Origin of the sequence: Mesorhizobium sp. M8A.F.Ca.ET.218.01.1.1, from assembly GCF_004791165.1 — a bacterium.
Classification (GTDB): domain Bacteria; phylum Pseudomonadota; class Alphaproteobacteria; order Rhizobiales; family Rhizobiaceae; genus Mesorhizobium.
Window position 1 is genome coordinate 413,080 of sequence record NZ_SRUZ01000002.1, and the last position, 19,598, is coordinate 432,677.

Genomic DNA, 19,598 nt, shown 5'->3' on the forward strand with positions numbered 1-19,598 from the left:
TCCTTATTGACGCGACGTAGTCCCGAAATGAGCCGCATGGCAATTGCCATGCGGCTTCTATCCTGTTTGAGAGATGCTCTGTGGATGACGCCGTTTCCCTCCGTTTCGAAGTGCGTTCGGGGCACTATTGCGGTCTGACCGGCAAGACGGATCTTCAAAAGTGTTTAATCGGCAGCGGCTTCGATGCCGATTTGGTCTTTGTCGAGCAGGGACTGGCACCGCAGCACCTTCGTGTAACTCTTCTTGGCAAGTCGATCGAACTGGAGGCGCTTGCACCCGGACTCAGTATCGAGGGCAACCGGAATATCGCCGCAGGCCAGTCCGTTGTTGTGCCCCTTCCTGTCGTCCTGCTCGTAGGCGAGATGTCCATTGCTTTGTCCGTGCAGGATGCAGAGCCGCCTGGTTCGACCGGCATACCGCGCCTACCGATCGGTGTGCTCGCCATGGTCATAATCAGCTCACTCGGGATCGGCGCGCTTTCAGGCACGATCTCCTATCTTGGCAATGCAAGTGGATCGAGCCCCAATTCACTTCGGGCTGAAGTCGCGTCCAGAACGATCAGTCACCGCGCTGACAATGAACTTACGGAGGCAGCGGCCCAAGAGCTGCAGGAGGAAGTCGATCGAGCGGGTCTTCTCGACGTCAAGATTGGGTCGGCAAAGGGTGTTGTGACCGCCGAAGGCACCGTCACGTCTGAATCGGTCATCAGCTGGCAGAAGCTTCAGCAATCGTTCGATCGTCGCACCAAGGGTACTCTAACACTGGTGAACGGAGTGCTCATCAAAGAGGAGAAGGCGCCATCCGCAATCGCGGTCGAAGCTGTGTGGCATGGGGTCCAACCATATATTGTCATCGACAGCGAGAAGTATTTTGTCGGCGCCATTTTGGCTGATGGATGGGTGGTCGATCGTATTGAGGACAGCCGTGTGCTGCTGAGCAGGAATGGCCGCATTGCTGCTCTCCAATATTGAAAGCTCGCAGGCCCCATCAAGCAGCACTCTATGGCCAGCCAAACATCCTGTCGCGCTCGGTGCTGACAAGCTGGCTGCGTTGGAAACATTTGCTGCCCAGCCATTTCGCGCCTGCTTGTGGCTCTCATGCAGGGTCACGCGCTGGCCAAGGCTGAGGCGCCTTCGGAGTTCGAAAGCCACGTTTCATGGCGTAACAGCAGAGTAAGTCTCAACCGATTGCAAAGGTGTCTCGATGGCCAACGTCCTGCGTGACTTCATCAAGCGTGCGCCGGCCAGCCCGGATTTAATGGTTGCGTTGATGCTGCTTCTGGCTGTCGCGATGATGGTCATGCCTATCCCGGTCGTGGTGGTCGACGCCCTGATAGGATTCAATATGGGGTTGGCCATACTGCTGATGATGGTTGCCCTGTATGTCAGTACTCCACTTGATTTTTCCTCTTTGCCCGGCGTTATTTTGATTTCCACTGTATTCCGTCTCGCGCTCACGGTCGCAACGACGCGACTGATCCTGGCCGAGGGGGAGGCCGGCAGCATTATTCATACTTTTGGCGATTTCGTCATCTCAGGCAATATCGTGGTGGGTTTCGTCATATTTCTGGTCGTCACCATGGTGCAATTCATGGTCCTCGCGAAGGGTGCCGAACGGGTGGCAGAAGTGGCGGCGCGTTTCACGCTGGATGCTCTGCCGGGCAAGCAAATGGCGGTCGACGCAGAGCTACGCAACGGCCACATCGATGCCAACGAATCCCGCCGGCGGCGCGCCGAATTGGAGAAGGAAAGCCAACTATATGGCGCGATGGACGGCGCGATGAAATTTGTGAAGGGCGATTCCATCGCCGGGCTGGTGGTTATCTGCATCAACATGCTGGGTGGAATTTCGATCGGCCTGCTCTCCAAGGGCATGTCCTTCGGCGAGGTACTGCATCACTACACTCTGCTGACGATAGGCGATGCATTGATATCGCAGATTCCGGCCCTTCTGCTCTCCATTACTGCGGCGACCATCGTCACCCGTGTGACTGGGACGGCGAGGATCAACCTCGGTACAGAAATGGTCAGTCAGCTCACGGCCAGCACTCGAGCCTTGCGACTGGCGGCCGGCGTCCTGGTTGTAATGGGGTTCGTTCCTGGGTTTCCCCTCCCCGTCTTTCTGATGCTGGCCGCAGTGTTCGCTGCGGTAAGCATTGTCAAGGCTGATGTGCTGGGCGCCGGCACTGCCGATGCGAAAGGTGGAACTGCAGCGGAGCCTAAGCAAGCCGCGCCTGCGAAGGAATTCCCGATCGCATTTTTTCTAGCGCCAGATCTTATGCAGGCGGTCGATCAAGCCGAATTGCAAAAACATATTGGGCGCGTTTCGCTCCTGGTCACAGCCGATCTGGGCATTATCGTTCCTCGCATCCCTGTCTTGGTTGACGAGCAGCTGCCTGAATCGCAATTCCGAATTGATGTCGAGGGCGTGCCAGTCGAACAGGACGCCTTAGATCCAAACCAGATGGCGCTCCGAGCCGATGTAGCGCACGTCGACTCGAGCGGTGTCCCCCTTAGACGTGAGCCGAAAACGGACAGACTCCCGGTTGAACATACCCCTGCAAAGGCCCTTACGGGCGCCGGCACGGAGCATAGGGCTCCCGGCGAACTCCTCGCCTTGCGCGTCCATGCAGCGTTGACCCGCTACGCACCGCGATTGGTGGGCATCCAAGAGACCCGACATTTCCTGGGCCGAATGGAGCAGGAATATTCTGAGCTTGTGAAAGAGGTGCTACGCACGACGCCGATTCCTCGGATTGCCGATGTTCTGCGCCGCCTCCTGGAGGAAGGTATCCCAATCCGCCACACCCGTCTCGTGTTGGAGGCATTGGCCGAATGGAGCGAGCGTGAGCAAAACGTTGCCCTGCTGACGGAATATGTCCGTTCTGGTTTGAAGCGACAGATCTGCCACCGCCATGCCAACACGGAGGGCATCGTGTCCGCCCTGGTCGTCGAGCGCGAGAGCGAGGATGTGATGCGTGGCGCGGTTCGAGATTCGGATGCAGGCCCCTATCTCGCACTGGAGGATCGGCAAAGCGAAGCGATGCTATCACAGATACGTCAGGTCCTTTCGAACGCAGAACCGGGTCAAACCCGCCCTATTCTGTTGACGTCGATGGATGTCCGACGTTTCGTCCGCGGCTTTCTGACGCGAAACGGGGTTGATCTCGCCGTGCTGTCGTATCAAGACCTCGCCTCCGACTTTACAATTCGCCCCGCAGGATCCGTCACACTCCCGCACGGATCGAACAGCGGATTGTTAGAGTAGTCCCACCTTTCCTAACTGAACGCCACGCGCCTCCCCGATAACTGAGAGATAACATGAATAGTAATACAGTTTCTCCATCGCCTATGTTTCTGCGCCGGAACTCACTTCTTTTTGCCGTACTCGCCATTCTGCCTTTGGGCGGTTGCGCCAGCTGGCAAAAGCCGGCTCTTTCCGTGCAGGAGACATCTTCCCCCGAGTTGCTCAGCGCCGATCAAATCGATCCGGCTATGCGCGAACGCATTTTGCGCGAAGTTGGTCAGGATGTTCAAGAGCGGGCTTTGCGGGATGAGGTGAAGCAGCACCCGGACAATGTTGATGCGGCGATACGACTTACAAATGCCTTGGTGGGCCAGAAGCGCCCGCACGAAGCGGTTGAGGTGCTCGACAGCGTCTTGGTTGCAGCCCCAGGAAACGTACGTGCATTGAATGCGAAGGGCGTGATTTTGGACATTGAGGGGCGGCATGACGCGGCACAGGCCCTGTATCGGCGAGCTCTCGAAAACGAGCCAGGCAATGAGATGGTGCAGCATAACTTCAATCTGTCGCTTGCCTTTAACGGCAAGTCCGAACAACCAAGGTTAGCACGATCGCAATAGGTGGGCACAGTGCATGCGCAGCCTGTTCCCCGGCTCGAACACGCGCTCGGCTCCCATCATAGATGGCCCCCTGAAGAGAGCCATATCTATGCAAAACAGTTGCTCCAGATCTGGCCGGCAGAGATCGGCAGGAGAGCCGGATGACATCACGCGGCCACCCGCAAGGCCACCCGCCTCGCTTCGTTGCCAGAGCGCCCTCTCCCTCGCCGGTCACCGTCTCGCAATGCGGCGACCTGGCTTAAGGCGGTCGACCGAGCGCCCGATGCAGTAGCCATGAATACGTAACGCAGCGATGGACCCGCCGGATCGTGTCGCGCTTGTGCTGGCCGTCCCGGCCATTACAGCACGGTGATTGTAGCTGGATCATATTCTAGAGGCATCGATGGTGTGGATGCCTTCGATCCAAACAATCGATTTGTTGAATTCGTCCGCCTGAGGAAATTAGCTGCGGCGATCCGACTTCCGACGCCTGCAGGCGCAAAACCAACAGCGTGAGCGCTGCGGGTCCGGAGGCAGGCTGCAAAGTGCAATCACCAGCGCTGATAAGCGGCAAGTGAAGAATGTATCGCTCGGGCGACTCCTGTGTTGTGCACGGTTGCCCCGCGAGGTGAACTGTAGCAGCTTGGCAGCTCAGCGTTCACGAAAGGAGAAAAGATTTGGGGCCAAGCAAAGACCGGCTTTTTTGATTGTCTTGCTGTATCGCTATGGTGGGGCGGGCGCGACCGCTCCCATAATTCAATACGCTGCCTTTAGCGATGGACGATGACGGGATGCGTCGCCGAGACTTCAATGGTGGAGGAGCAGCGCACCCGTCGATCCATTTGCTTTCAGCGGCAACCGCCACTATGAAGCGACACTTCGCCCAACTGTGTTTCAAGCTGCCCGGAGAAGTTTATGACAGAAGAACCCCACAAGACCGACATCCTCATCGAGCTCACTGCCGATGTTGTATCAGCCTACGTCTCCAACAACCCCGTCCCGGCGGGGGAGCTTCCTGCCCTGATCGCCCAAGTGCACGGGGCTCTAAACGGCACGGCTGGACTCATACCGGCAGAAGAGCCTGTGCCTTTAAAAAAACCTGCTGTCCCGATCAAAAAGTCGATCGAACCGGACTACATCATTAGCCTTGAAGACGGCAAGAAATTCAAATCGCTAAAGCGCCATCTGGCGACGCACTATGGTCTGACCCCAGACGAATATCGCGCCAAATGGGGTCTGCCGTCGGATTATCCCATGGTGGCGCCGAATTACGCCGCTGCGCGCTCCGCCTTGGCCAAGACCATGGGACTCGGCCGCAAACCGAAAGAGCCGGAAGCCCCAGCCACGGCGCCGGCGAAACGGACCCGCAAGAAGGTCGCAGCCTAAATCCGTATTAACAGTCGTTCGGACGCGCAGCAGCCGTTGGCCCAATCTGCGCGGAATCAAAGGGCGGGGATGAGCCCCGCCTTTCCCGTCCAAGAGCCTCATTTCCAGAGTAATTCATGATGGCTCCAGCAATCCCTGCCGCGGCATTAACTTGCATGCTCCGGCCCGGGTTTCGAGCCGTCAATGCGTTCCGGCGATGACGAACCTTGCCAAGGCTTTCCCGGACCGTTAGCCAACCTTGCTGAGGCTGCCTGCAGAGGACTTTCCCGTGCGGCGATCCTGTTCCACCTCGTAGTTGATCTTCTGGCCCTCATTAAGGGTCGACAGGCCCGCTCGTTCAACAGCGGAAATGTGGACAAAGACATCCTGACCGCCGTTGTCAGGCTGAATAAAACCAAAACCCTTCGTGCTGTTGAACCACTTCACCGTTCCAGTCGCCATATCCATTCCTTTGTAATAAGTCGCAACTTAGGCAGGCCATTCACGCCAGCCTGATTTGTACACGAGACTTTAGGCGCATCAAAATCGGAAAATTGCAAGGCCCACTCGATCGCCTGATCTCCAGCAGCAACTGCAACATATGCGAGGCGCGTGCCAGACGAGGCGTATGCCAGACGTTTCGTCGTGCCCTGTCGCTCGAACGTTGACAGAAACAATGACACACCTTGCAAACTCGGCACATCTTGTGGACGTGCTCGGGTCGCTTCTCGACTGCGATACCCGCTCCTGACCGGGTATCGTCGGCCAAAATGAGGGTTTTTGTCATGTGCCGCCAGACCGAAAGATCAGGCGCGCAGCGACCTGCACATTCAAACCGGAACCCGCGAACCTCGATTAGCTTCTGCCTGCTCCGAAGGGCGGTAGCCTGCTCTGAGGCGGGCCACTGTCGGGTTGAAAACCAACTGTCGGGTTCGGAACCCCAGATTGTCGGCAAGGTACGCGCCGCCCACTGGTTGGCCAAAGGGGCACTGGCTCCTGATCCTGCCGCCATGCTCGCCCGATCTCAACCCGATCAAGACAGGTCTGCTCAAAACTCAAGGCGCGGCTGCGGAAGAAGGCGGCCAAAACTTTCGACGCTCTCTGCGGAACTCTCGGCGATATCTGCCAGCTGTTGGAGCCAAATCAAAAACCATTAATTGCGACAGGTGATTTTATGACATTCATTGCGAAGAGGCCAGAATGAACAGCGGAAGAGAGTAGCAGCTCTCTGGCCGCGGCGAGGTGGATCGTCGACACGATCGGCACCTGGCCCGTGCGGGGATCGCACCGCAGCCAGCACCAGAGCCAGACCTTGACCGCTTGCCTTGCTCAGGCGCCACAACAACGAGTGGCTGGAAGCAGATCCACGTGAACTCAGCGATATCGATCAGACGATGCTTACCCTCATGAAAGCCGATCCCGACGCTGTCCAGCGCCGCGAAATCCTGACCAGCATATGGCGCATCGGATGCCACCGCCTGCACACTCACCATCGACATGCCGGAACTCGGAACCAAAGGCCGCAAGCCTCGCCGGCCTCGGCAAAATGGAGCGGCCGCGCCTTCATCCGGGGCGGCCGGGCCAATGTTCGCCAGGCCCTCTACATGCCCGGCCTTCGCCCTGCGCTTCAACCCCGACCTCAAGGCAAAATACCAGGCGCTAAAGGCGGCAGGCAAACCCGCAAAGGTCATCATCTTGTTGCGAAAGCTCCTCATCCTAGCAAACGCTCTCCTCAAGGCGCAGCGAAAATGGCCCCTAAAACCCTTGACCGAAACGGATACCTTAGCCTTTCAGGTGAGGCGGGCCGAGATAGACCAACCGCGGGTTTAACTTCGCGAGTTTAAGCTGATTATGCCGATGCAACTCTAGCGCCTGCGCGACCGTTTTAGCTTCCATCAACAAGGCGGCAGGGTGGGAGGAAGTACCCTCCCCTGCCGCGAACAAGCTTTGGACAAAGCCCCACCTTGTCCGTAATGTGATCGGGAGGCCGGGGCGCGGCGGTGCTCAGCGGATGTGACGCGCGAGATCTGCGACCCTACCCATCAGCACTTCCACCGGTCCTCGCTGGAAGACGCGCAGCCAAAGCACCGCAAAAGTGCTGATAACCACAACGAAGCCAAAGAGCGTGGACAGGCTCTCGTCTTTGAAAATGTTTATCTTCATAAGATAGGCTATTCCCGCAATGTGCAGCACATAGGCCGTCAAAGACATCGAGCCGACTGCGATTATTGGCCAGACCAGCTTTCGCAGACGCGGGAGCGCATCCACAGCGAGCATGCAAGCCGCCAAGATGATCATTGCGCAACCGGTGCTGCCCACGATCGAAAGCGTCGTTTCGCTATGAGGTGCGGCTATCCATGACGACTTGACTATAAATGACGACTTGGAAGGCTCAAAAGCGCCGTCAACGTCAGACCACCACAAGGAGGTTTCAGTCAAAGCGCGGGAACTCAGCGCGAGCAAGGATCCCCCATGGCCCAACACGGCCAGCGCGACCCCCGCCAGACCAAGGCGCCAATGCGCTGCTAGCGTATTAAGATTAAGGCGCGCGATGGCCATGCCAGCGATGAGGAAAGGAACCCAGGTCACCGCGGGATAGTAGCCGTTGACCATGAGGTTGAAGACCGGGTCGAGGAGGTTGGGGGCAACCGACAGAAGGGAGGAACGGACTTGCGGGAGAACTAATGCCGTAGCGGCAGCGATCAAGCCCAGCTGATATGCGCTGAGCCGATGGAGCGGCAATACCAACAAGAAGCAAATTCCGTAGTATTCTAGGATGACTTCGACCTGGGTACCGAGGCAGCCCAGGATTGAGCCAAGCGCGAGCAAAACAAGGGCACGAATTGCGACTCTGGCGATGGCCTGTCTACCGGCTATCCCCGACTTCGGCGCCTTGCGACCTGTAATCAGGAGGATTGAAAAACCGGCCAATACGGCAAACAGGGCCGACGGCCGCCCATGGGTTAGTTCCATCAGAAACCCGACTAGTCCTCCTTCGCCGGGGTCGGGACCGAGATGGGCGGCATACATCCCGAAGACAGCCAGGCCCCGAGCGAGGTCGATGCCGACCAGCCGATCTACTACCGACCCATTCCTAGCGTCGGCAACCGGTGCCTTCATTACCATGGTAGATTCCCTTGTTGGGTGTGTGGATCGCGGGAGCCGCGATAGGAGAGCCGGTCGGCTGCTGCCGTCGCCTCGTGAAAGGGTTCAAAACATCGCGCCATCTGGCGCATCGAGCCGGCGACAGAGCTGTTCAGCCATTAGCCTGGGGTAAGAACAACAGATCGGCTCACAAAGCCTGTGTCACGGACCTGAAAAGTGGTGTCGCGGAACCGTCGTTTTTTGCATGATGGCTAAGCCGAGAGATCCACTGCACCGACGAGAGACTCAGCGACGTTGGATATCCGATCAGTACGCCGCGGCTCCGCCGGTGACGATCACCCCGGGTGTCAAGGCCAGGGCGTAAACCTGCCATAATCTGTGGTGGTGCGCCCGCGACCAATCCGTTCGACAAAGCTCGGCGCATGGTCGAGCCAATCATATTCTTCCATGTGGCTGTTGCCTGAAAAACCGAAGACGCCGTTCGCTGGTCCAGCTGTTCCAGACCTCGGCCTGCGTCGGTCATTAGAACCGGCGCGCCTGTTTCCCAAATCAATTTGCTGATGCAGCCGCCGGGGGTCACATTGAGCAAAAGTGCCGAGGTCAGGACGGGTTTCATAGGGGCTCTTCGTTTGGCTTTGTTAACGACCCCTTTCTTGCAAGTTGTAGCTGACAGCAGCCTGAAAGCTCCCCAAATAATTCGCTGCCGCCGGTTCAGCCTATTGTCAGCTTCGACCAATAAGATGGGAGCCTTGCCCTCATACCGGAGCTCGGAAGCATGATGCGAATACTGCTCACTGAAGACGATAAGGACCTTGGAAGTGCTATGCACGATCATTTGGTGGCTGGTGGCCACGCGGTCGACTGGGCCAAGAACCTGTCCGAAGCGCGCGATTATGCAGCTGTGGTCGGCTACGACCTTATTTTGCTCGACGTTCACCTGCCGGACGGCAATGGGATCGACTATCTGCGGGAGCTGATCAAGGAACTTGAATCGGCACCGGTCATCATTCTGACAGCCTGCGATCGGATTTCGCATCGCATCGAGGGCTTCAACGCTGGAGCCGACGACTATTTGGTCAAGCCGTTCGATCTGGGGGAACTCTCAGCGCGTATCCATGCAGTGGCACGTCGCCATGGGCATTTTCCGGAGCCGCAATTTTCGGTTGGGACGCTTTCCATACAGGCAGCCGAGCGACGCCTCTTCCGCGAGGGGCAGGAGGTCTACCTGACTTGACGCGGATGGGCGGTGCTCGACTACCGTCTGCCCCAGCCCTGCACGGTCGTTTCAAAAGGGAAGATCGTGGACGCGCTTTTCGGCAGACGGCGCTGATTCATACTCTAAAAGAAAATTCGGCTTCCAGTTGCCTTGGCCATGACTGCCCTTCCCGAGAGATGGGTGACAGTTCATTCCGGATAGATGGGTTAAACTTTCGGCCCTTTGCAAGGAGAGCAAGGTGCCTTGGAAGGAGTGTAACGTCATGGAAGAGCGGCTGAAGTTCGTCGCCCGGCTGCTGGACGGCGAGAAGATGGCGGTGCTTTGCCGGGAGTTCGATATCTCGCGCAAGACCGGCTACAAGATCCTCACGCGCTACAACGACAGCGGCCTGGAGGGGCTGACGGACCGATCGCGGCGGCCCTATCGCCACGCCAATCAGCTTCCGTTTCAAATCGAGAAGCTGATTGTGCGCCTCAAGCAAGACAAGCCGACATGGGGTGCGCCGAAGATACGCGAGCGGCTGGCCCGGCTGTATCCGGATGTGCACCGGCCCGCGATCTCGACCGTGCATGCCGTGCTCGACCGCCACGGCATGGTCGAGCGCCGCAAGCGCAGGCGCAACAGGGCGACGGGGACACCACTTTCAAACGGCTGTCGCCCTAACGATCTTTGGTGTGCCGACTACAAGGGCGAGTTCGGCAGAGAACACGGCCGGGACAGGGGATCACAAACACTTGACCGTTCCAGACCCTGGCAGTGGCGCATCGATTGACCGTTGGCTCTGTTCGTGGGCACCGAAAATAGGGCCTTCTTGGTCCTCGGCAGAGAATATGGCCCGGACGGGGGATAACAAACACTTGACCGTTCCAGACTCTGGCAGTGGCGCATCGATTGACCGTCGACTCTGTTCGCGAGCGCCGAAAATACGGACGACCCCTATGGTCAAAGTGCACTTCTGACCTGCTAGGCACTGTTCGATAACTGGAGGCACCCGCTACGGTGCCCTCGTATTTAAGACACCTGTCAGTTTCAAGCCTGGACATTGACGCGTGGCGCGGCTGCCATTCGTTGACCGCCACGTCGAATTGCCCGCCAACCAGTGTACAGCCGCCGGTGGTCACATTGAGCAAAAGTGCCGAGATCAGGAGGGGTTTCATAGGGGCTCTTCGTTTGGCTTTGTTAACGACCCCTTTCTTGCAATTGTAGCTGACAGCAGCCTGAAAGCCCCCAGATATTCGCTGGCGCCGGTTCAGCCTACTGTCAGCTTCGATCAATAAGGCAGGAGCCTTGCCCTCATACCGGAGCTCGGCAGCCTGATGCGAATACTGCTCATTGAAGACGACGACGACCTTAGAAGTGCTGTGCACGATCATTTGGTGGCTGGTGGCCACGCGGTCGACTGGGCCGAGGGCCTGTCCGGAGCGCGCGGTCATGCAGCTGTGGCCGGCTACGACGTTATTTTGCTCGACGTTCACCTGCCGGACGGCAATGGCATCGACTATCTGCGGGAGCTGATCAAGGGGCTTGATACAACGCCGGTCATCATTCTGACAGCCCGCGATCGGATTTCGCATCGCATCGAGGGGCTCAACGCTGGCGCCGACGACTATTTGGTCAAGCCGTTCGATCTGGGGGAACTCTCGGCACGCATCCGTGCAGTGGCACGTCGCCAAGGGCATTTTCCGGAGCCGCAATTTTCGGTTGGGACGCTTTCCATACAGGCAGCCGAGCGACGCCTCTTCCGCGACGGGCAGGAGGTCCACCTGTCTGGACGCGAATGGGCGGTGCTCGACTGCCTTCTACGCCAGCCCGGTTCGGTCGTTTCAAAGGGGAGGATCGAGCACGCGCTTTATTCATTCAATTCGGAGTTCGAGAGCAACACAGTGGAGGTTTATGTCAGCCGGCTCCGCAAGAAGATCGGCGGGGATAGAATAGCAACCGTGCGTGGCTCCGGATACAGGCTCGTGGTCACATGACGAACTCGAACAGCATGACGAGAAAGCTGCTATCGTGGTTAGGCGGGGCAACGCTCCTGGTTTGGATCGCCGCCCCAACCATGGCTGCGTTCATTTTTTGCAATAATGTAAACGAAAGTTCGGATGACTTGCTCCAGGGGAGCGCAAAGTACAGACAACCAGAGCTGATCAAGGTCTTGAATGGAAAACACGTTGATCAATACAATAACAACTTTCCCACTTACGAAAAGTACTTTACCTATCGTGAGCAGGTTATTAATAAGTACGGGATAGTGCTTATTTCTGAACCGGAAGAGGGTCAGCAGCCCTTCCCTGATGCTCCCCTGAGTAACGGCTTTTGGGGAAACGCTGATTACCGCGTCTACACAGAGGAGATCCAAGACGGCGTGTATCATCAGTTGGCCGAACCGCTTCATGGCCGCCGTACCACAATCGCGAAGGGCGCACTTTTTGTCTTCCTTCCGACACTCGTGCTCCTGCCCTTTAGCTTAGCTGTTTGGTGGATCGTGATCCGGCGCTCGCTGCGGCCAATCGAGGTACTGCGACAGCAGATCGGATCGCGCGACGGCGGCAATCTGTCACCAATGGACTTGGGCGATTTCCCGGCAGAGTTGGCTCCAATCGCGGCATCCGTCAATCGGCTTCTCGATCGTCTGCGGGCGGCTCTCGAGGCCGAACGCGAGTTCGCCGCAAACAGTGCGCATGAACTGCGCACGCCGATCGCAGGTTCAATCGCTCAGATGCAGAGATTAGTGGCCGAGCTTCCCAATGGGTCGGCCAAAATGCGTGCGCGCGGCATCGAGCAAGCGCTGTCGAGCCTTGGCCGCCTTGTCGAAAAAGTGCTTCAGCTCGCTCAAGCCGAATCGGGGGTTGGCATGGCGGATCACGCGATCGATCTTGTCCGATCGGTTCGGCTGGAAATCGACGACCTGAGGAAAAAGCCGCAATATGCCGGACGCCTGCATCTTAACGTCGACGGCTGCCCCACTTTGATGCGCAAAGTGGATGTCGATGCGTTTGGGATCCTCCTTCGTAACCTGATCGAGAATGCGCTGATACATGGACTGCCCACTGTTCCGACAACAGTTTCCGTCCAAACTGATGGAACCATCGCTATTGCAAACGCCGGACCGGTGGTGCCCCTCCCCGACCTCGAAGGGCTTACAAAGCGATTTAGTCGTGGTGCTACTCCTGCTGCGGGCTCAGGCCTTGGTCTACATATCGCTAACATGGTTATCCAGCGGATCGGTGGCAGTCTAGAGCTTGCGTCGCCCGCCCGCGGTCGCAATGATGGTTTCGAGGCGATCATACGAATTCCTCAATGACACCGGTGAATTCGACGACATTTGGACACAGGGCGGATTGCTGGCAAGGCTGCTGACATGGCGAACTGTACGGCAGTATGTATACGGCGTAGAAATCGTACTTCACACAACGCATTTCGGCCGCGGCAATCAATGCCGCTATCATCGTCTGAGCAGTTCGATCGAAGCGACACGACATGATCGGCAAAATCGAAGGCTCCGCCTCACCGCTCGCTCGATTTCGCCCGGGGAGAAAAGAGGCCATCCGAGAAAGTGCAAGCCGCCGCGCAAAGGCGACGTGTCCAATTGTCTGGGTGCCCCTGTGCGCCGGCCCGATCGGGTTGGCGCAGGTCCAGTAAGGACCCGGACCAACCATTCCATTTAGACGACCGGCAGGTTTTAATCGGCGTCCGGATCGCCGGCCCAAAATGCCCCAAGTATACGGCTAGAAAGGCTGCCAACGATCGAGCTTTGGTCGGAGGCGTGCTTGTCAGCGTCTTGGGTGCTTGACCGGCCTTTGCAATGGCCATCGCCATCGCAAGTATCGTGCGTGGCCAGTGAGACCGCAATTTCATCAGCCTGGAGCCGACCGTATCGGTGCTTTTTTCTGATTTAGGGATTTTTCGTTTTCCTCTTGGATCATCACGGGTTTGGAGAGGATCTGGTGTTAAGTGCCATTCGGAGCGCCGGCGAACCGCCCGAAATTAATGTGGTCGAGTCATGAAGCCTCCCGAATGCGTTAAACGAGACCCTTTATGGCGGCCCTGGCTGACAACAGTCTGAAAGCTGCAAGCGGCATGCGAAAATGGGGCGATCCTGAATGACGACAGATGCTATCAACATGAAAGAGGCTCGCCCTGAAAGCTGAGCACGCTTTATGCTCAGGCTGCTGACAAGGCCAAAGCAGCGTAAGTGCGTAGTGAAATCCAAGGTCCACATGGGTCGTCGCGCGTCCCGTGCGCCTGGGAAGGCGCCGGCCCGGCCAAGCTTTCCCAGCTCGTCCGCATGATGCTTCGCTGAGCGTCAATGGACGTTGGCGCGAGACCAAGGCGTCGTGCGTTGCAATCCGGACGGTCCAGGGTATCAGGAGTTTCACGGCCTCGGCCCGCTTGGCTGGCCACAGTTGAAGCTCCAACGTACCGGCTGGCACCGGGAAATTGGGCTCTGCGCTGCCTCAACGCTGATGGCACGGTCAATGCTTGCCTACCGATGGGGCCGCCCATGCCGTGATGCTGTCGGTCGACGTTCGCAAACCAGACCCTCGCGAGACCCAGCGAAGGGGCTCGCCGGTACGACGAGGGACCTTACCTCTTTATGCGCGGCATCATTATCGAGGATGACATGTTGCCTTACACGTCGTCCCTCGCGCTCGGGTCTTTGTGGGGCGGATGAAGTCCTGATCGCGGTGGCACTGCTGCATGTTTGCGTAAGACCCATCCAGTCACGATCGCGCTGTCCTTCGATGTCGCGGTGCTGATAGGCGGGCAGATCGGTGTGCGCGGCGCCCGCCAAAGGATCGTCGTCACGCCGGAGGAGGCGAGCGTCATAGCCGGCGCGCCGGCGAAAGGCGCTTTCTGTCGGATGCCCGACAATGTCGGATATCGCAAGTATCAAGGTTGGATCAAACCTTGCGAATCGGGGCTTTCTTACTTGGCACGGGGCATGCTCAGGTATCCGCAAACACCCAATGGATAACGAGCAGACTTCCCATGGCCTCACCATGCCGAAAGTTTCCCGGACGCATCCAAAGATGAGGCTCGCGTCAGGCCCAGCAACACGCTGACGGCTCATGTGGCTCGGCGTCGCGTGCCGATCCACTTTCTCCCAATAGGCGTTCGGGAGACATAGATCCTTCAAAATGAGGAACAGATCACTTTGCCAGGAACGCAGCCCATAACCCCACTCTCCCTACCAGAACTACCAAGCAAGCCCCGCACTCATGGGCTTCGCAGGACGTCCGTTGCGTCCGAGTTGGTCGGCGCGGGGCCGGCTCCGATCCCCGTCGCATGGGAGGACGGCAAGGCGAGGGATTTCGTGCTCGACAACGGCATGGAGGTGGTCGTCATTCCCAACCACCGGGCGCCGATCGTCACCCACATGGTGTGGTACAAGATCGGCAGCGCCGACGAGCCGCCGGGCAAATCCGGCATCGCCCATTTCTTCGAGCATCTGATGTTCAAGGCGACGACCAACCATGCGGGCGGCGAATTCGACCGCGCAGTGTTCGAGATCGGCGGCTCCAACAACGCCTTCACCTCCTCCGACTACACCGCCTTCTATCAGACAGTGGCGCCGTCGGCGCTCGAGCTGATGATGAGCTTCGAGGCCGACCGAATGCGAAACCTCATCCTCACCGACGATGTCGTCAAGACCGAGCGCGACGTGGTCATCGAGGAGCGCCGCTCAAGCACCGACACCAACCCGCAGGACGTGCTCCATGAGGAGATCGACGCGACGCTGTGGCAGAACCAGCCCTATCGCATCCCGATCATCGGCTGGATGCAGGAGATCGAGCAGCTGAACCGCGTCGACGCCACCGCCTTCTATGAAAAATACTACTGGCCCAACAACTCCGTGCTGATCGTGGCCGGCGATGTCGAGCCGGAAACGGTGAAGGTGCTGGCCGAGAAGACCTATGGCAAGGTGGCGCGCGGGCCCGACCTGCCGCCGCGCATCCGGCCGGTTGAGCCCGAGCAGAACACCAGGCGCACCGTCACGCTCTCCGACGCCCGCGTCAGCGTGCCCAGTTTTTCGACGCAGTGGGTGGTGCCGTCTTACCATACCGCCAAGCCGGGCGAGGCCGAAGCGCTCGACCTGCTGTCCGAAATCCTCGGCGGCGGTAACCGCAGCCGGCTTTACCAGGCGCTCGCTGTCCAGCAAGGTATCGCTTCCAGCGCCTGCGCCTATTTCCAGGGCACCATGCTCGACGACACCAGGTTCGCCATCTATGGCGCGCCGCGCGGCGATGCCAAGCTGGCCGATCTCGAAGCGGCGGCCGCTGCCGAAGTCGCTCGCATTGCCAAGGATGGTGTCAGCAGCGAGGAACTGGGCAAGGCCAAGGAGCGCTTTGTGCGCGATATGATCTTTGCCGAAGACGACCAGGACGACCTCGCCTGCATCTACGGCTCGACGCTGGCCACCGGCGGCACCGTGAAAGATGTCGAGGAACGGCCGTCTCGCATCCGCAGGGTTACCGCCGCGCAAATCAAAGCAGTTGCCGCCCGCTATCTCGCGTTCGACCGTTCGACCACGGGCTATCTCTTGCCCAAGACGGAGAATCAAGAGATGACGCTCGGCGCTCAGCCCCATGCTGCGATGAACATCCAGGAGGTGAAGTCCGAAAAGGGCATCATCGCCTGGCTGGTGGAGGACCACACAGTGGAAATCGTCAACATCGGCTTTGCCTTCAACGGCGGCACCACGCAGGACCCGGTCGGGAAGGAGGGGATGGCCAAACTGATGGCCGGCCTGTTCATCGAAGGCGCTGGCCATTACGACAGCGATGCCTTCCAGGTGAAGCTCGACGATGCCGGCGCCGAAATGAGTTTGGACGCGCAAAGCGACGACATCTACGGATCGGTGTGCATGCTTTCCAAAAAGCAGGACGCCGCGTTCGGCCTGCTTCGGCTCGCGCTGAACGCGCCGCGCTTCGACCAGGGGCCGATCGATCGCGTCCGCGCCGAGATTGTCTCCGGCATCGTCGGCAGCGAGCGAGACCCTGGCGCAATCGCTCAGCGCAAATGGCTGCGCGCGATCTACGGCGCGCATCCTTGTTCAAGGCCGGGAGAAGGCACAAAAGAGAGCCTCGCCGGCATCACGCCGTCCGACCTCCTCGCCTTCCACCAGGCCATTTTCGCTCGCGACGGGCTCCATATTGCCGTGGTGGGTGACATTGACGCGAACACGTTGAGGGAAAGGCTTGACCAGCTGTTTGGTGATTTGCCTGAGCAACAAACCCTCGTCCCCGTCTACGATGTCGCGCCGAAACTCGGTCAACTGGTGGAGGAGAACTACGACCTGCCGCAGACTTCGCTAACGTTGGCCTGGCCTGGCGTGAAGCGTAGCGCGCCGAATTTCTACGCCGCCGTGCTGATGAACGACATCCTTGGCGGCTCATACTTGACTTCCCGCCTTTACGAGGAGGTACGCCAAAAACGCGGCCTTGCCTATCACGTCAGCTCTGAACTGACCCTTGACAAGCTTCTGGTTACGACAGAGACACGCTCGGATTGCGCCGCCCAAACGCTGAGCATCGTGCGAGAGGTGGTAAAGCAGATGGCGCAGCAAGGACCGACCGGGGCCGAGCTCAAGGCGGCGAAGAAGCACCTGATCGGCACCTATGCCATTGACCGTCTGGGCTCGACCAGCTCGATTGCAGACCGGCTCCTGGATTTGCAGATTCAAAATGCCGACGTCGACTACAACCAGCGTCGCGCCCGCAGCATCGGTCGGGTGACGCTCAAACAGGTCAAGGCGGCGGCCAAGAAGCTGCTTTCGGCCGAGCCCGCCATTTTGGTGGTCGGCCCGCCGCTGGGCGGCAAGGATGAGTAAAGAAACTCATCTCGCCTTCCTTCTTCCTTGGGGCTTCTCGTGGGAAGAGCGAATATGGAGGCCGGTGGGCCAAGCAGATCATGCAGACCCGCGGAGTCGTTTCGCGGGCCTTGCGCGGCATTGGCGGTCCAGGGGCCTCTCGCCGAAAAGGCGCTCCTCAGCATGCATGCCGCCTTTTGCAGAATACACTCGCACGCCACCAGCAGGCAGCGGGTGGATGAAGCAAACATCCGGCTGCTCAATCCATCAACTGATGAACCGCGGGCACTCAAACTAACGGAACTGTTGTCGTATGTTTGGTCTACCAACTGCTTTGCCGAGGCCCTAGGACGAACCCGCTGGTGCAGAATACACACCGACGGCCTGTCGACCTGGATGTTCGCTGCGTTGAGGAGGAATCCGGTATTGCCCCTGTGCCTGCCGATGATCCGCCGTCTGAAATCCCCGCACCTGTTTGGAGCCATCGACCGCCTGCCGGCACTCGGCAGACCGGTTGGCAATAAGACGTTCGAGGTCGTCAATCCGTCGACCGGCGAAGTTTTGGCAGAGCTTCCCGATATGGGCGTGGAGGAGACACGTGCTGCGGTAGACAAGGCCTATGTTGCGCAGTCGGGATGGGCCGCGTTGACTGCCCGAGAGCGTAGCGACGTTCTTTGGCGATGGCATCAGCTGATCATCGACCATGCAGGCGATCTCGCCGCGATTCTGACCGCGGAAATGGGCAAGCCGCTTGCCGAAGCCGTGTCAGAGGTATCGCATGCGGCGGCGTATCTGCAATGGTATGCCGAGGAGGCCAATCGCGTCTATGGCGAGACGATCTCGGCACCCTCGACAGACCGCCGAATGCTAGTGATCAAGCAGCCCATCGGCGTTGTTGGCACGATCACGCCATGGAATTTCCCGGCCTCCATGGTGGCGCGCAAGATCTCGCCGGCCTTGGCTGCGGGCTGCACGATCGTGCTCAAGCCCGCTGAACAGACGCCGCTCGTGGCTGGCGCAATGTTCGCCCTTGCCCATCAGGCCGGCTTTCCCGATGGCGTGGTCAACCTGATCTATGCGTCCGAAGGTGATCGCGTCGGCCGTGAACTCTGCACCAATTCCAAGATCCGCAAGATCAGCTTCACCGGTTCGACCGAGGTCGGGCGGCTGCTGATGCGTCAGTGCTCTGACCAGATCAAGAAGGTTAGCCTTGAGCTCGGCGGCAACGCACCTTTCATCATCTTCGATGATGCCGACATTGACGGTGCTGTTGACGGTGCGGTCCAGGCGAAGTTCCGCAATGCCGGCCAGACCTGCGTTTCCGCGAACCGCATTTACGTCCAATCGAGCGTTCACGATGAGTTCGTCAAGAAATTCGTGGAAAGAATCCGGCACTTGTCGGTTGGCGACGGATTCGATGCCGGAGTGGACATCGGACCGCTCATCGACAAGCATGCTCTGGCCAAGATCGAGTCTCACATCGCAGATGCCATTGCGAAAGGCGGCACAATACGATGCGGGGGCCAGCGTATCGGCAAGAATGGCACGTTTTTCGAACCCACGGTCCTCACCGAGATTTCCAGCGTCATGGCAGTCGCGCAAGAGGAGACATTCGGGCCGCTCGCGCCGATCATTCGCTTCAACGATGCGGATCAGGTCGTGCGCGAGGCCAATGACACGATCTACGGCCTCGCCGCATACTTCTATGCCTCAAACCTGAAGCGGGTCTGGCGTGTGGCAGAGGCTCTGGAATATGGCATGGTTGGCATCAACACGGGACGCATGTCCTCGGAGGCGGCACCGTTTGGCGGGATCAAACAATCCGGCATCGGGCGGGAGGGTTCCCGTCATGGCCTCGAGGACTATCTGGAAATGAAATATCTTTGCATGGGCGGGATTTGAAACCTGCTGCACTGTCTCTCCGCCCCACCGGGGGGCGGCCTGCGGTCAATGCCGCCACCTAATTGGAAGTTCCAAACGCCGTTGACCTGAAACACGGATGCCCGGCAGGAGACTGAGCTCGCTGCCGGGCCGGACATGCCTTGGGAGGGCATAAATCAGCGCTCCTAGGGCCGATGGGCCACTCAGTTCGTGCGCCTTTTGCCGATTGCGTTGCATGTGCCGTGCCAAGCCAAAAAGCATTGATAAACCGCCGATGGATCAGCTTTTGCCCTGTTGCGCATTCTACATTGTGGGATATGCGACAATGCCCAAGCGGTTGAATCGTCGTGTTGCAGAACCCCAGACGGGTCATGACTGC

General features: G+C 58.7%; 10 protein-coding genes and 3 pseudogenes. 11 read left to right on the plus strand and 2 right to left on the minus strand.

The features are described 5' to 3' along the window. Positions 1-80 precede the first annotated feature (80 nt). The 4 genes from EN861_RS08430 to EN861_RS08445 all read left to right on the plus strand — a co-directional run bounded on the left by EN861_RS08430 (position 81) and on the right by EN861_RS08445 (position 5,228). Entirely contained in the window at positions 81-971 is an 891-nt protein-coding gene (locus tag EN861_RS08430) for a hypothetical protein (protein WP_127249595.1), read from the plus strand. 232 nt (positions 972-1,203) lie between these two features. Continuing rightward, positions 1,204-3,267 (plus strand): type III secretion system export apparatus subunit SctV, encoded by a 2,064-nt coding sequence (gene sctV, locus EN861_RS08435; RefSeq protein ID WP_063169272.1) that lies wholly within the window; start codon positions 1,204-1,206, stop codon positions 3,265-3,267. Between the two features lie 53 nt (positions 3,268-3,320). After that, the gene (locus EN861_RS08440) at positions 3,321-3,863 is read left to right on the plus strand and encodes a tetratricopeptide repeat protein (protein ID WP_245458616.1); all 543 of its coding nucleotides are present in this window, start codon (positions 3,321-3,323) and stop codon (positions 3,861-3,863) included. A gap of 894 nt (positions 3,864-4,757) precedes the next feature. Continuing rightward, a complete protein-coding gene (locus tag EN861_RS08445) occupies positions 4,758-5,228 on the plus strand; it encodes a MucR family transcriptional regulator (RefSeq protein ID WP_127249594.1) in 471 nt (156 codons plus the stop codon). Between the two features lie 228 nt (positions 5,229-5,456). On the opposite strand, the gene EN861_RS08450 is transcribed toward EN861_RS08445, so the two are convergent. Continuing rightward, positions 5,457-5,669 carry a cold-shock protein gene (locus EN861_RS08450; protein WP_127249593.1) on the minus strand — a complete coding sequence of 71 codons (213 nt, stop codon included), beginning with the start codon at positions 5,667-5,669 and terminating at the stop codon, positions 5,457-5,459. A gap of 1,542 nt (positions 5,670-7,211) precedes the next feature. After that, positions 7,212-8,333, minus strand: a complete 1,122-nt coding sequence (locus EN861_RS08455) for a DUF418 domain-containing protein (RefSeq protein WP_126097377.1) — start codon at positions 8,331-8,333, stop codon at positions 7,212-7,214. A gap of 754 nt (positions 8,334-9,087) precedes the next feature. Here EN861_RS08455 and EN861_RS08460 point away from each other — a divergent pair. From EN861_RS08460 to EN861_RS08490, 7 genes and pseudogenes are all read left to right on the plus strand, one after another. After that, positions 9,088-9,546 carry a response regulator transcription factor gene (locus tag EN861_RS08460; protein WP_245458615.1) on the plus strand — a complete coding sequence of 153 codons (459 nt, stop codon included), beginning with the start codon at positions 9,088-9,090 and terminating at the stop codon, positions 9,544-9,546. Between the two features lie 244 nt (positions 9,547-9,790). After that, positions 9,791-10,225: pseudogene (locus EN861_RS08465) on the plus strand (helix-turn-helix domain-containing protein); the annotation flags it as partial. A gap of 619 nt (positions 10,226-10,844) precedes the next feature. Then, positions 10,845-11,504 (plus strand): response regulator transcription factor, encoded by a 660-nt coding sequence (locus EN861_RS08470; RefSeq protein WP_126097376.1) that lies wholly within the window; start codon positions 10,845-10,847, stop codon positions 11,502-11,504. Then, positions 11,501-12,829, plus strand: coding sequence for a HAMP domain-containing sensor histidine kinase (locus tag EN861_RS08475; RefSeq protein WP_024505390.1), 1,329 nt, complete (start codon positions 11,501-11,503; stop codon positions 12,827-12,829). The genes EN861_RS08470 and EN861_RS08475 overlap by 4 nt, the downstream gene beginning before the upstream one ends. 1,950 nt (positions 12,830-14,779) lie before the next feature. Beyond that, a pseudogene (locus EN861_RS08480) lies at positions 14,780-16,084 on the plus strand (pitrilysin family protein); the annotation flags it as partial. Positions 16,085-16,633: 549 nt separating this feature from the next. Beyond that, a pseudogene (locus tag EN861_RS36730) lies at positions 16,634-17,359 on the plus strand (pitrilysin family protein); the annotation flags it as partial. A 405-nt stretch (positions 17,360-17,764) separates the two neighbouring features. After that, positions 17,765-19,240 carry an NAD-dependent succinate-semialdehyde dehydrogenase gene (locus EN861_RS08490; RefSeq protein WP_135863523.1) on the plus strand — a complete coding sequence of 492 codons (1,476 nt, stop codon included), beginning with the start codon at positions 17,765-17,767 and terminating at the stop codon, positions 19,238-19,240. Positions 19,241-19,598 lie beyond the last annotated feature (358 nt).

Coding starts and splice junctions, on each gene's coding strand:
- sctV (WP_063169272.1), top strand. CDS start 1,204: ATGGCCAACGTCCTGCGTGACTTCATCAAGCGTGCGCCGGCCAGCCCG.
- EN861_RS08440 (WP_245458616.1), top strand. CDS start 3,321: ATGAATAGTAATACAGTTTCTCCATCGCCTATGTTTCTGCGCCGGAAC.
- EN861_RS08445 (WP_127249594.1), top strand. CDS start 4,758: ATGACAGAAGAACCCCACAAGACCGACATCCTCATCGAGCTCACTGCC.
- EN861_RS08450 (WP_127249593.1), bottom strand. CDS start 5,669: ATGGCGACTGGAACGGTGAAGTGGTTCAACAGCACGAAGGGTTTTGGT.
- EN861_RS08455 (WP_126097377.1), bottom strand. CDS start 8,333: ATGGTAATGAAGGCACCGGTTGCCGACGCTAGGAATGGGTCGGTAGTA.
- EN861_RS08460 (WP_245458615.1), top strand. CDS start 9,088: ATGATGCGAATACTGCTCACTGAAGACGATAAGGACCTTGGAAGTGCT.
- EN861_RS08470 (WP_126097376.1), top strand. CDS start 10,845: ATGCGAATACTGCTCATTGAAGACGACGACGACCTTAGAAGTGCTGTG.
- EN861_RS08475 (WP_024505390.1), top strand. CDS start 11,501: ATGACGAACTCGAACAGCATGACGAGAAAGCTGCTATCGTGGTTAGGC.